General features: G+C 71.3%; 11 protein-coding genes. 8 read left to right on the top strand and 3 right to left on the bottom strand.

The genetic code is table 11. The features are described 5' to 3' along the window. The first annotated feature begins 195 nt into the window (after positions 1 to 195). The 8 genes from VE614_RS16155 to VE614_RS16190 all read left to right on the top strand — a co-directional run bounded on the left by VE614_RS16155 (position 196) and on the right by VE614_RS16190 (position 10568). Positions 196 to 1956, top strand: a complete 1761-nt coding sequence (locus tag VE614_RS16155) for an ABC transporter ATP-binding protein (RefSeq protein ID WP_414719578.1) — start codon at positions 196 to 198, stop codon at positions 1954 to 1956. After that, positions 1953 to 3668 carry an ABC transporter ATP-binding protein gene (locus tag VE614_RS16160; RefSeq protein WP_324937031.1) on the top strand — a complete coding sequence of 572 codons (1716 nt, stop codon included), beginning with the start codon at positions 1953 to 1955 and terminating at the stop codon, positions 3666 to 3668. Before VE614_RS16155 ends, VE614_RS16160 begins: the two co-directional genes overlap by 4 nt. A 6-nt stretch (positions 3669 to 3674) precedes the next feature. Further along, positions 3675 to 4472, top strand: coding sequence for a thioesterase II family protein (locus tag VE614_RS16165; RefSeq protein WP_324937033.1), 798 nt, complete (start codon positions 3675 to 3677; stop codon positions 4470 to 4472). A gap of 144 nt (positions 4473 to 4616) precedes the next feature. Then, on the top strand, positions 4617 to 5231 hold the full coding sequence (locus tag VE614_RS16170) for an MptD family putative ECF transporter S component (RefSeq protein ID WP_324937035.1): 615 nt from the start codon (positions 4617 to 4619) through the stop codon (positions 5229 to 5231). Next, on the top strand, positions 5228 to 5998 hold the full coding sequence (locus VE614_RS16175) for an energy-coupling factor transporter transmembrane component T (RefSeq protein WP_324937037.1): 771 nt from the start codon (positions 5228 to 5230) through the stop codon (positions 5996 to 5998). The genes VE614_RS16170 and VE614_RS16175 overlap by 4 nt, the downstream gene beginning before the upstream one ends. Next, positions 5995 to 7464, top strand: a complete 1470-nt coding sequence (locus tag VE614_RS16180; RefSeq protein WP_324937039.1) for an ABC transporter ATP-binding protein — start codon at positions 5995 to 5997, stop codon at positions 7462 to 7464. The genes VE614_RS16175 and VE614_RS16180 overlap by 4 nt, the downstream gene beginning before the upstream one ends. Positions 7465 to 7717: 253 nt before the next feature. Beyond that, positions 7718 to 9562, top strand: a complete 1845-nt coding sequence (asnB, locus tag VE614_RS16185) for an asparagine synthase (glutamine-hydrolyzing) (RefSeq protein WP_324937042.1) — start codon at positions 7718 to 7720, stop codon at positions 9560 to 9562. Positions 9563 to 9623: 61 nt separating this feature from the next. Beyond that, on the top strand, positions 9624 to 10568 hold the full coding sequence (locus VE614_RS16190) for an alpha/beta hydrolase (protein ID WP_324937044.1): 945 nt from the start codon (positions 9624 to 9626) through the stop codon (positions 10566 to 10568). 34 nt (positions 10569 to 10602) lie between these two features. Here VE614_RS16190 and VE614_RS16195 read toward each other — a convergent pair whose 3' ends face one another. Genes VE614_RS16195 through VE614_RS16205 form a run of 3 tightly spaced genes read right to left on the bottom strand, consistent with a single transcriptional unit; the run spans position 10603 to position 13146 of the window. Beyond that, positions 10603 to 11253, bottom strand: coding sequence for a LysR substrate-binding domain-containing protein (locus VE614_RS16195; protein ID WP_324937046.1), 651 nt, complete (start codon positions 11251 to 11253; stop codon positions 10603 to 10605). Next, complete coding sequence (locus VE614_RS16200) at positions 11246 to 11986, bottom strand: DUF6182 family protein (protein ID WP_324937048.1); 741 nt, start codon at positions 11984 to 11986, stop codon at positions 11246 to 11248. The genes VE614_RS16195 and VE614_RS16200 overlap by 8 nt, the downstream gene beginning before the upstream one ends. Beyond that, entirely contained in the window at positions 11986 to 13146 is a 1161-nt protein-coding gene (locus VE614_RS16205) for a hypothetical protein (protein WP_324937109.1), read from the bottom strand. Before VE614_RS16205 ends, VE614_RS16200 begins: the two co-directional genes overlap by 1 nt. Positions 13147 to 13158: the final 12 nt, after the last annotated feature.

The following is a 13158-nucleotide window of genomic DNA, read 5'->3' on the forward strand; positions in this document are numbered from 1 at the left end:
CGAGCCTCCGGACAGTGGCGGGCGCTGTCCGGAAGCCGCGTCTCCCTCCCGGTGGCCCATCGAGCCGGTCCGCGCTACAGTAATATCGGAACACGTTTTAAAATCGATGGGAGACCGATGAGCGCGAGCGACCCCACTGCGACGAGGGAGCGGTCCAAGCCGTTATCGGACGCCGACTCCGCAGCGAAAGTGAGCATGGGACGTCTGCTGCGCCCGTTCGCCGGGAGCTTCGCGGCGGTCGTGATCTTTCAGGTGATAGGCGCTCTCGCGGGCCTGGCACCGTTGCTGGCGGTCGTCGAGCTGGGGCGCACATTGCTGGCGCCCGGCCCGGTCGATCGCGATCATGTCTGGTTCGTCGTGACCGCCGGTGCGATCGGCTTGTTCGTCCGGCTGGTGTTCACGGCCGCGTCCTCCGGCATCGGGCACATCCTCGACGGCAAGGCGCAGCTGACGTTCCGCCGGCGGCTGGCCGAGCAACTGGGCCGGGTGCCGATCGGCTGGTTCTCCCGGCGCAGGACCGGTGAACTGGCCAAGGTGGTCGGGGAGGACGTCAGCGCGGTGCACCCGTTCATCGCCCACACCCCGGGCGAACTGGTGTCCGCCTTCGTGGTTCCGCTGGCGTCGCTGATCTACCTGTTCACCATCGACTGGAAGCTCACGCTGATCACACTGATCCCGGTGGTGATGGCGATCGCGCTGGTCCCCCTGATGATGACCCCGACCCGCCTGCGCGAGCAGGAGGAGTTCGACACGGCCATGGGGCGGATCTCCAGCTCCGTCGTCGAGTTCGTCCAGGGCATCGCCGTGGTCAAGGCGTTCGGCGCGTCCGGCCGTGCCCACCGCAAGTTCATCTCGGCCGCGGACGAGTTCGTCGGCACCTTCAACCGCTGGGTGCACGGCATCTCCACGATCGCCGCGGGAATGCAGCTCGTGCTGTCGCCGCCCTTTGTGCTGCTGGTCGTCCTGATCGGCGGCACGGGGCTCATCACCAACGGCGACCTGGCCCCGGCCGACCTGCTGCCGTTCCTGCTGCTCGGCCTGGGCCTGACCGCTCCGGTGGCGGCCCTCGGGCACGGCTTCGACGAGATGCAGAGCGCGGGGCGGGCGGTCGGCCGGATCCGGGAGGTGCTGGAGGTGCAGCCGCTGCCGGAACCCGCGCACCCCGCCCTCCCGCAGGGGCACCGGGTGGAACTGCGCGACGTGCGCTTCGGCTACGAGGCCGACCGAGAGGTGCTGCGCGGAATCGACCTCGTGCTGGAACCGGGGACGGTCACCGCGATCGTCGGTCCGTCCGGCAGCGGCAAGTCCACACTGGTCCAGCTGCTGCCGCGGTTCTTCGACCCGACCCACGGCTCGGTCGTCCTGGGCGGCGTCGACCTGCGCGAGCTGGGCAGCCGCGAGCTGTACCAGACGGTCTCCTTCGTCTTCCAGGACGTACGGCTGCTGCGCGCGTCCGTCGCGGACAACATCGCGCTGGCGGTGCCGCACGCCGACCTCGACGCCGTGACGCGCGCAGCCCGGCTGGCCAACATCCACGACCGGATCCTCGAACTGCCCCGCGGCTACGACTCGGTGATCGGGGAGGACGCCGGCCTGTCGGGTGGCGAGGCGCAGCGCATCGCGCTCGCCCGCGCCCTGCTCGCCGACGCCCCGGTCCTGGTCCTCGACGAGGCGACCGCCTTCGCGGATCCGCAGACCGAACAGGCGGTGCGCCGTGCCCTGGCGACGCTGGGGGGCGACCGGACCACCCTGGTCATCGCCCACCGCCTGGAGACGATCGCCGACGCCGACACCGTCGTGATGCTGGAAGAGGGCGAGATCGTCGAGCGTGGCACCCCCGCCGAACTGCTGGCGCGGGGCGGGAAGTTCGCCGCGTTCTGGCAATCCCACCGGTCGGCGGTCGCCGATGAGTCAGACATCCCCGGTGGCGCACTGCAAGGAGAAGAGTCCCGATGATCCGAATGCTGCTGCGCGTGCTGGGACGCGAGTACGCCCAGCCACTGCGCCGCACCGTGGCCCTGATGACGCTGACCGCGGTGGCCGAGGGCCTGTCCTACGCCTTGGTGGTTCCCGTGCTGAGGGAACTGTTCGGGGACACACCCGAGGACGCCTGGCCGTGGGTGATCGCGTTCGGCGTGGCGTTCGCCGTCTACGCCGCGCTGCGTTACACCAGTGATCTGTTCGGTTTCCGCGTCGGCACCACCATGCTGCGGGGCATGTACCACCGCCTCGGCGACCACCTGGCCCGGCTGCCCATCGGCTGGTACAACTCCGGTCGCCTCGGCGAGGTGTCCGTCCTGGCCAGCCGCGGCGTCCTGGACGCCATGAGCGTCATCGCGCACCTGCTGGCCCCGTTCATCTCCGCCTGTGTGACCCCTCTGACGATCGTCGTCGTCATGCTGGTCTTCAACTGGCAGCTCGGGCTCGCCGCTCTGGTCGCCGCACCGATCGTGGCGGGGATCCAGATCCGTTCCGCACGCGCGACCGCCGCTCAGGACGCGGAGCGCGAGGAACGCGACCACGAGGCCACCGGACGGGTCATCGAATACCTCCAGGCCCAGCCGGTGCTGCGGGCCGGCGGCCGGACGACCGAGCGCTTCCGGCTGCTCGACGACTCGCTGAAGGAAGTGGAGCGCGCCTCCCGCCGTTCCGCGCTGTCGGCGCTCCCCGGCGTGGTCGGTCTGACGCTCACCGTGCAGGCGATGTTCACCGGGCTGCTGGTCCTGGGCGCCTACCTCGCGCTCGAGGGCGACATCGGTGTGGCCGAGGTGCTCACCATCCTGGTGCTCGCCGCCCGCAGCGCCGATCCGCTGCTGTCGCTGACGGACATCGCCGGCAAGCTCCGCGGCGCCCGCAGCGTTCTGGCGCGACTCGACGGGGTCCTCAGCACCGAGCCGCTGCCGGAGCCCGCCGACCCCGTCCGGCCGGCCCGCCACGACCTGGAGTTCGACTCCGTCGTCTTCCGCCAGGGCGACCGCACGGTCATCGACCAGGCATCGCTGTCCGTTCCCGAGGGACAGCGACTCGCCGTCGTCGGACCGTCAGGTGCGGGCAAGAGCACCCTGCTGCAACTGCTCGCGCGGTTCTACGACGTGGACGCGGGCACGGTGCGCGTGGGCGGTGTGGACGTACGCGACATCGACCCCGAGGTGCTGATGGCGCAGATCGCCATCGTGTTCCAGAACGTGTACCTCTTCGACGGCACGATCGAGGAGAACGTACGGCTCGGCCGCCCCGACGCCACCGACGCCGAGGTGCGGGCGGCGGCGACCGCCGCCCGGCTGGACGAGGTGATCGAGCGCCTGCCCGGCGGCTGGGAGGCCAACGTCGGCGAGGGCGGCGCCCTGCTGTCGGGCGGTGAGCGCCAGCGCGTCTCGATCGCGCGAGCCCTGCTGAAGGACGCGCCCATCGTCCTGCTGGACGAGGTGACCTCCGCACTCGACCCCGTCAACGAGGCCGCCGTCCACGAGGGCATCGAGCGCCTGATGGCGGGCCGCACGGTGGTGATGGTCGCGCACCGGATGAAGACGGTCCGACGCGCCGACCGGGTCGTCTTCCTGGAGAGCGGCCAGGTCGTGGAGGAGGGCAGCCACGACGAGCTGCTGCGCCGCGGTGGCCGCTACGCCGACTTCTGGAGTATCGCCATGGCGCCGGTAGCGAGGGACTGAGCCGAGATGTTCGAAGCCTTGTCGCCCGACCGTCACCTCGGCGCGTTCCGCCGCCTCACACCACGACCGTACGCCCGGGCCCGGGTGCTGCTGTTCCCGCACGGCGGCGGCAGCGCGAGCTACTACCGGTCGTGGGCCGCGGCGGCACCCTGGGACGTCGAATTCCTCGCCGCTCAGTATCCGGGCCGGGAGGACCGGTACGGCGATCCGGTGCCGTCGGATCTGCAATCCGTCGCCGCCGGGCTGGCGGCCGACCTGACGAACGACGGGCCACCGCTGCCGACCGTGCTGTTCGGGCACAGCATGGGAGCCGTCGTCGCCTACGAGACCGCCCGCCGCCTGGCCGCGGCGGGCGAACCGCCCACGGCGCTGGTCGTGTCGGGGCACCCGGCCCCGCAGCTGACCCGGCCGGGCCGGGTGCATCTCGGCAGCGACGAGGAGCTGATCGAGGAACTGCGCCGCACGGAGGCGACACACCTCGACATCCTCGACAACGCCTCGCTCATCCAGGCGTTCCTCCCCGTCATCCGCGGCGACTACCGGCTGAGCGAGACCTACCGGCCGGTCCCGGGCGAGCGGCTGCGCCTGCCGGTCACGGTGCTGTACGGCGACCGGGATCCCGAGATCGACCGGCTGGAGGCCGAGGGCTGGCGGGAGGTCACCGACGGCACCTGCCAACTGCGCACCTTCGAGGGCGGTCACTTCTATCTCGACACGCACCGCGAATCGGTCATCGAACTCCTCACGGCCCACGCGCGCGTGGCGTCGGAGGATTCGGTGATCCCGTGGCCGTCGGCCCCCTGATCGTCCGCCGACTGGACAAGTCGGCGGCACCGGCCGGCGGGGCTCGTAATCCCCCGCCGGCCACGGAGCTGCCGTTCGGTGTATTCCCCCGGCCGAACGGCAGCTCCGGCACCATTCCCACAGCCGAGGTGAGGACAGGACACTGTGAGCGTCGAAGTCACCGATCACCGTATTGACGTCCGGATGAGCCCGAGAGATCTCATCAATGTCGGGGTCTTCGGAGCCCTTTACATCGTGACGGTGGGGCTTTTCAACCTGCTCGAATTCATCAGCCCGGTGATGACACTGGTCACGAGCGCGGCCAGCATCGTCGCGGGGGGCATCCCGTTCATGCTGTTCCTCACCCGCGTGCGGCATGCCGGGATGGTCACCCTGCTCGCCGTCATCGTGACCGGTTTCATGCTGCTCATCGGAAGCCCGCCGGTCACGCTCGTCGTCGGCGTGGTGGCCGCGCTGATCGCCGAGGCTCTGCTGTGGGCGGGCCGGTACCGTTCGCGACAGTTGAGCGTGCTCGCCTACGCCGCGTTCAGCACCTGGTTCGTGGGACTGTTCCTGCCGATGTTCTATGCCCGGGAGGACTTCCTCACCAGCCCGTACATGGCGGAGATGGACCCGGACTACGTCGAGCGGCTCGACTCGCTGCTGTCCCCGGGCGTGCTGATCGGCTTCGACCTGTCCACGCTGGTGTTCGGTCTGATCGGCGGCGTGCTCGGGCTGCGCCTGCTGGACAAGCACTTCCGGAAAGCCGGGCTGGTGTGACCGGCGCCAGTTCCCGGCTCGGCGCGCCGGCCCTGGCCCCGACGGTTCCCGCCGCGCCGCAGGAGGCCGTCTCGCGACGGGCGCTGGACCCGCGTACCGCGGTGGCGATCCTGCTGGCCGCGAGCATCACCATCATGGCGCCCGGCGGGCTGCTGTTCGTTCCGGCGGCCCTGGTCGCCGGCGTGCTGCTGGCGATCTCCGAGCGAGCCTGGCGGCGCGTCGTCGGACTGCCGCTGGCCGCGGGGGCCGCGGTGGCGGTGGCCTATCTGCTGCCGCTGGCCGCTCCGTGGCCGATCCTCGGCGTCATCGGTGTCATGGGCGGGTTCTCGCTCCGGCTGGTGGCGGTGGCGGGCATCGCCGTCCACCTGATCGAGACCATCCCGCCGACCCGGTTCACCGCCGCGCTGCGGTCGATGCGGGTACCGGCGGCGTTCACCGTGTCCGGCTCGGTGCTGCTGCGGTTCGTCCCCACCATCGTCGCGGAGGCCCGGGCGGTGCGGGACGCCATGCGGCTGCGCGGGCTCGGCGGCCCGCTGGCGATGCTGCGCCATCCCGTGCGCAGCCTCGAGTACTTCACCGTGCCGCTCATCGCGTCGAGTCTGCGCTCGGCGGAGGACCTCTCGGCGTCGGCGCTGCTGCGCGGGCTGGGCTCCCAGCCGCGGCCGACGACCATGTACCCGCCGCGGTTCGGCCCCGCCGACGCGGTCGCCGTGGTCGTCGTGCTGCTGCTGGTGGCCGCGACGCTGCTGTGGAGGGCCGGACGGTGATCCAGCTGAAGAACGTCCGGTGGGTGTACCAGGGCGGGGACACGGCCGTACTCGACGGCCTCGACCTGCACATCCGGCGAGGCGAGACCGTGGTGGTCTGCGGGCCGAGCGGATCGGGCAAGAGCTCGGCGCTGCGGCTGATGAACGGACTCATCCCGCACTTCCACGACGGCACCCTCGAAGGAGAGGTCCGCGTCGACGGGGCGGCGATCACCGATCTCGCGCAGGTCGGGCGGGTGACGGGCACGGTGCTCCAGCATCCGCGCCGCCAGTTCTTCACCGACACCATCGACACCGAACTGGCCTTCGCCCTGGAGAACTTCGGCACACCGCCGCAGCGCATCCGCGAACGGGTCGGTGAGGTCGTCGACGACTTCGGCATGAACGAACTCGAAGGGCGACTGCGGGAGCTGTCGGGCGGTCAGCAGCAGCGGGTGGCGTGCGCGGCGGCCGTCACCCACGGCCCGCCGGTCCTGCTGCTCGACGAACCCACCTCCAACCTCTCCCCCCAGGGCATCGCGGACCTCACCGCGATCCTGCGCCGCCTGAGGGAGCGGGGCACGACCCTCGTGATCGCCGAGCACCGCCTGCACTACCTGCGTGAACTCGCCGACCGTATCGTCGTGATGCAGGACGGCGCCGTCGCCAAGGAGTGGTCCCGGGCCGAAGTCGCCGGGCTGACCGACGAGATGATGCGCCAGGAGGGCCTGCGCAGCCTCGACGCCCCGGAACGCACCGAGGTGCCACCGGCCCACGCGTTCGGTCCCAGCGTCGAGCCGGGCGGGACCGGCTCCCTGGACACGGCGCCGGATCCCGGGCCGGCCACACCGGACCCCGGACCGGATGGCGGGGGAGTCGTCCTGCGCGGCATCCGCTGCGGGTTCCGCGGGCGCACCGTCCTCGACATCGCGGAAGCACGGCTGCCCGCCGGTGTCATCACCGCCGTCACCGGCCCCAACGGCGCGGGCAAGACCACCCTCGCGCGCATCCTCGCCGGGCTTCAGCGCCATGCCGGCCAGGTGCTCCTCGACGGCCGCCCGCTGTCCCGCGCGCGGCGGCAGCGCGAGACGGCCATCGTGATGCAGGACGTGCAGCGGCAGCTGTTCACCGACAGCGTCACCGCCGAACTCCGCCTCGGCGCGGTCCCGCAGGAGGCGGGGCACGCCGCCACCGTGCTCGCCGATCTCGACCTGGCCGGCTTCGGTGACCGGCACCCGCTGTCCCTGTCCGGCGGCCAGCAGCAGCGCCTCGTCGTCGCCACCGCACGGCTGAGCGGCCGGCGCGTCGTCATCTTCGACGAGCCCAGCTCCGGTGTCGACCGCCGTCACCTGCGCTCGATGACGCGCTCCATGCGCGACGTCGCCGCGGGGGGTGCGGTGGTCGTCCTCATCAGCCATGACGCCGACCTGCTCGCCCTCGCCGCGGACCGGGAACTGCGCCTGCGCCCGCCGGCCGACCGGTCCTGAACGGTCCCGGCCGTGTTCTCCGTTACGTGAGAAACGCACGGGGGCCCGGGTGGAATGAACATTGTGACGCGAAGGGGCGGATCGGTAGTCTGCCGATATTGATGCGGACTGATTCTTTTGCGCGATCCGTTACGGCTCGCGTCTCTTTCCGGGGTCCCCGAATGCCTCTGCTTTCGAGAGCGGGAGAACCGATCACCCTCACGGTCCGGCTCTTCGAGAAATGCATGGAAACCAGTGGAAACGGAGTTGTCTGATGTGCGGGATTGCCGGTTGGGTCTCGTTCGACGCTGATCTGACGCAGCGTGGCGAAATGCTCGACGCGATGACCGAGACGATGGCCTGCCGGGGGCCGGACGGCCGAGGCACGTATCTGCGCACCCATGCGGGGCTGGGGCACAGGCGTCTCGCCGTGATCGACCTGCCCGGCGGGACGCAGCCGATGAGCGTGGACACGCCGGCCGGCGAAGTCGCCATGGTGTACTCCGGGGAGGCCTACAACTTCCAGGAACTGCGGGATCAGCTGAAGTCGCGGGGGCACGCGTTCCGGACCGACAGCGACACGGAGGTCGTGCTCCGCAGTTACCTCGAGTGGGGCGAGGCCGTCGTGGACCACCTCGACGGTATGTACGCGTTCGCGGTCTGGGACGAGCGCGAGCAGCGGCTGCTGCTCGTGCGCGACCGCATGGGGATCAAGCCGCTCTTCTACTACCCGACGCCGGACGGGGTGCTGTTCGGCTCCGAACCCAAGGCGATCCTGGCGAACCCGCTGGTGCGCAAGGTGGTCGACACGGAGGGACTGCGGGAGCTGTTCGCGCAGACCAAGACTCCGGGCTGGGCCCTCTACAAGGGCATGCACGAGATGCTGCCCGGCACGCTGATCAGCGTCGACCGTGGCGGACTCCGGCAGCGCACCTACTGGCGCCTGCGGGCGATCGAGCACACGGACAGCCGTGAGGACACCGTGGCGCGGGTGCGGGAGATGCTCACCGGGATCGTCGACCGGCAGCTGATCTCGGACGTGCCGCAGTGCGTGCTGCTCTCGGGCGGGCTGGACTCCAGCGCGATCACCGGACTGGCGGCCGAGCGGCTGGCCCTGCGGGGCGAGCAGGTGCGCACGTTCTCGGTGGATTTCGCCGGCCAGGAGGAGAACTTCGTCCCCGACGAGATGCGCGACACGCCTGACTCGCCGTTCGTGCGCGATGTCGTGGCGCATGTGCGGTCCGCGCACCACGACGTGATGCTGAACCCGGCCGACATATCGGATCCCGCGGTGCGGCGCGCGACCGTGGGCGCCCGGGACATCCCGAACGGTTTCGGTGATCTCGACAACTCGCTCTACCTGCTGTTCAAGGCCATCCGGGAACGCTCGACGGTGGCATTGTCGGGGGAGTCGGCCGACGAGGTGTTCGGCGGGTACCCCTGGTTCCACAACGACGCGCTGACCCGCGTCCAGACCTTCCCATGGATGGCGGTCATCCCCCCGCTGAGCCTCGCGGCCCGCACCGACCACATCGAGCCCGGCCTGCGCAAGCGCCTCGACGTGGAGACCTACACCGCCGACCAGTACGCGACGGCCCTCGCCGAGGTCGAGCACCTCGACGGCGCGTCCGAGCCGGAGCGGCGCATGCGTTCCGTGTTCCACCTGCACCTGACGCGTTTCGTACGCAACATGCTGGACCGCAAGGACCGCCTGTCGATGGCGGTCGGGCTCGAGGTGCGCGTGCCCTTCTGCAACCACGAACTCGTCCAGTACGTCTACAACACGCCCTGGTCGATGAAGACGTTCGACGGCCGGGAGAAGAGCCTGCTGCGGCACGCCGCGGCTCATGTGATGCCGCAGTCGGTGGTGGAGCGGGTCAAGAGCCCGTACCCGTCGCCGCAGGACCCCGGATACGCGTCGATCCTCCAGCAGCAGGTGAAGGAGCTCGTCGCGGTCCCGGACACCCCGGTGTTCGCGCTGGTCGACCGCGGCTGGGCACAGCAGGTCGTGGCGCAGGACCCGGCGGGCATGACGGTGGCCGTACGGGCCGGCCTCGAGCGGGTGCTCGACCTGCACACCTGGCTGGAGCAGCACTCGCCCGAACTCCAGCTGGACTGATCACACCGGCGCAGGGGCGCCCGGCGGCGGCCCTGGCCGTCCTTCGACGGGAGGAACCCGCATGTCGTACGCGTACGACCCCGAACTCGCCCCGTGGGCACCGCAGCTGATGCCCTCCGACTACACCGATGTGGCCACGGTGCGGGCCGAGCTGGCCGAGCTGGTCGCGCAGTTGCCGGTGTACCGGCCGGCCGAACCGGTCGACGTGGCGGACCGTACGGTCCCAGGGCCGCCCGGCGCCCCCGACGTGCCCGTGCGGGTCTACCGGCCGCACGGGGTCACCGAACCGCTCCCGGCCCTGCTGTACACCCACTGGGGCGGGCTGATCAGCGGCGACCTGGACACCAATCACTCGGCGGTGCTGCGCATCGCCGAGCAGGCCCGGGTCATGGTGTTCTCGGTGGACTACCGGCTGGCCCCGGAACACCCCTTCCCGGACGGGCTGTACGACTGTCACGCCGTACTCGAGTGGGTCGTGGCGCACGGGCCCGAGCTGGGTGTGGACACCGACCGGCTCGGCGTGGCCGGGGACAGCGCGGGCGGCGCGCTGGCCGCCGGGCTGGCCCTGCTGGCGCGTGAGCGCGGTCCGCGTCTGCGGATGCAGTGCCTGAGCTTCCCCGCACTGGACGACCGGCTGGACTCCGCGTCCGCCCTCGCCTTCGTCGACACACCGGTGCTGGACCGGAACAGCCTGCTGCTGAGCTGGCACCACTACCTGGGCGGCAAGGACGCGGCCGAACGGACCGACGTCTCACCCTACGCGGCTCCGGGCCGGGCCGGGGAGCTGGCGGGGCTGCCCACCACGTTCATCTCGGCCTGCGAGTTCGATCCGCTGCGCGACCAGGACCTCGACTTCGCCCGCCGCCTCATCGAGGCCGGCGTGCCGACGGAACTGCACCACTACGACGGCACCTTCCACGCGTGCACCGGGATCACCGGAGCAGCGGTGTCGGAGCGGATGGTGCGCGACCAGATCGACGCCATCCGCCGGGTCCTGCACGGCTGACCCGGGTCCCGCGGCGGCCGCGCGGGACCCGGTCTCACCGCTCGCGTGCCGCCGCGCCGACGGCCTCCGCGGCGGCTATGAAGCGTGCCACTCGCTCCGGCAGTTCCACCTCACGGCGCCAGGCCAGGCAGACCGGGGTGGGCGGCAGGTCGTGGACGGGGACGACCCGAACGGCCGGCGGCGCGATGTCGGCCAGCGACGCCACCGAGAGGTGCACCGCGTCGCTGCCGACCACCAGGGCCATCATCTCGGCGATGGTGTCCACCCGGTGGCGTCGCCGGATCTCGCGGCCCCCGGGGGTACGGGGCGGCACGATCTCGTCCCACAGGTACGCGGGGAAGTCGCCGGGGCGGTCGAAGGCGTCATAGCCGGCGACCTCCTCCACGGACACGCTGTCCCGGCCGGCGAGCGGATGGCCCGCGCCCACGACGACCGCGCGGGACTCGAAGTGCAGTACGTCGCTCGTGGCGAGATCGGCCTCCCGGGGACCGAACTTCACCAGGATCACGTCCAGCTCCCCCTTGCGCAGCGCGGAGAACGGGTCGGTGAGATCGTAGGGGGCGAGCACGGCGCCGTCCTCGCCCAGCCCGGCGCCGGCGAGGACGTCGAGGGCCGTGCGCGGGGAGCTGGGGTAGCCCAGGCGGATCGGGCGGTCCGCCGGGCGGGTGGTCGTCCGGTCAGTCATCGTGGGTTTCCTCGGTGAGAGCGGCGTAGACACGCAACTCCGTGGGTCGGTTGGGCGAGTCGGTGATCCGCAGGGCCGCGAAGGGACCGGGCAGGCCGGACAGCCAGGGGACCTGACGGACGGTGAGCCGGTCGCCGGGGCCGATGAGTCCGTCCAGGACGGCCTCGGCCAGCAGATGGTTGAGGTGCACCAGGCAATCGGCGGTGGTCACCCCGGCGGTGGCCACATACAGGTCGCGTCCGACCGGGGTGCGTCCCTCGCCGGCCCGGCCCTCTCCCACGCGTACCACGGCCGGGGGAGAGGCGGGCAGTTCCGCCGACCCGTCGAAGAGCTTCAGCAGACGGCGCAGAGTGGCGCTGTCGCCGACGGGCGCCGGGCCCTGCCAGGCAGCCGACCCGTCCTCGGTGACATGGTCCAGGGCGAACCGGTCCACGAGGTTGGACGGGTTCCCCGCCAGGAACACGGTGCGGGTGAAGTCACGACGCCACTCGGCCGCCGCGTCCGGGCCGATCTGGCCGGCGAACTCACAGGTGGCACGCACCCACGTCGGCAGGTCGAAGGAGCGCAGCACGCAGATCGCCAGCACCTTGGCGTCCTGCGCCGCCTGGAGGATCTCCCGCCGCGCGGCCAGCAGCCCGTCGGGGGACGACAGATCCAGTCGCGCGGCCAGTTCCGGCCGTGCGGCGGCGATCCGCTGAGCCAGCTCTTCCCGGAGCATTTCCTGGGAGATCATCACAGGTAGACCGCCGACAGCAGACGGTGAGCCGGCGCCGGCCGGTGCTTGGCGAGCAGGCTGGACGTGAGCCGGTACGGATTGACGTACAGGTGGGCGCCGCGGTGCCGGGCCATCACCTCGGGCAGCGGGGCCGGATCGGTGACCCGGCCGCCGGACAGCAGCCGGGCGGCGCGCGTCAGACTCTGCCGCAGCACATCGTGGCCGAACGACTGCTGCTGGCCGGGTCCCAGCACGGCGATGAAGTACAGCCGCATCCCCAGGCGCAGCACCGCGTCGTCGTACTCGGCCGCGGCCTTGCCCAGCAGGGCCCGGGCGGTGTGGTCGTGCCAGTCGCCGTGCCGCGCGGAGCGGATCCTGCCGTCGATCGGCACCCGGCCGAGAGGGACCCGGCGGACGGTCGCACCGAACGCGGACAAGGTGCGCTCCAGCAACAGGTAGTCGGGTTCGAGCTCCCGGTCGTAGAGCAGCACCGTCTCGTCGAACTCCGGTGCGAGCGGCAGGAGTTCCCTGAGCGCACAGGCGAGATAGTTGGGCCGGCCCTGCGCGTCGACGATCTGGCGCAGGGGAAGCCCGTGCCGGGTGGCGTCCAGGTAGACCGGACTGCCGTGGGCGCGCTGGTCGAGACACATGCCCAGGGCGCCGAGACGGTCGAGGACCTCCTCCAGGCCCAGCCCGGGCGGCTGGTGGGCGAGCAGTCCGGGGTCGTGCATACCGAGCTGCCGATAGTGCCCCGCCCACAGTTCGAGCACGCGGGCACTCGCCGGATGGACCCAGCCCTGCTGCTCGACCGCTTCGGCGTACGGCCGCAGGGCGGCGGCGCCGGCCCGTCGTTCCTCGTGCCGGTAGCCGACGTACATCTCCCCGATGCGTTCCTCGGAGAGGCCCGAGTAGTCGGTGTCGCCGAAGGTGCGGTCGAGGTACTCCCAGAAGCCGAGGGTCTGTTCGGTGAGGTGATAGGTGGTCGGGCTGTACCGGTAGGTCACGTCCGCCAGCTGCGCGGTGGCCCGGTACATGACGTCGGTCCACAGCAGCCCCTTGAGATGGCTCGGCGTGAGGGGCTTGGAGGGGGTGACGGTGACCGGGGCCAGCAGCACCCGCCGCCCGAGGGACCGCGGGGACCCCGCCCCGGCCTCTTCGGGCCGGTGGCTGTCGCGCACCGAGGTCTCGTG

This window comes from Streptomyces sp. (assembly GCF_035645055.1).
Taxonomy (GTDB): Bacteria; Actinomycetota; Actinomycetes; order Streptomycetales; family Streptomycetaceae; genus Streptomyces.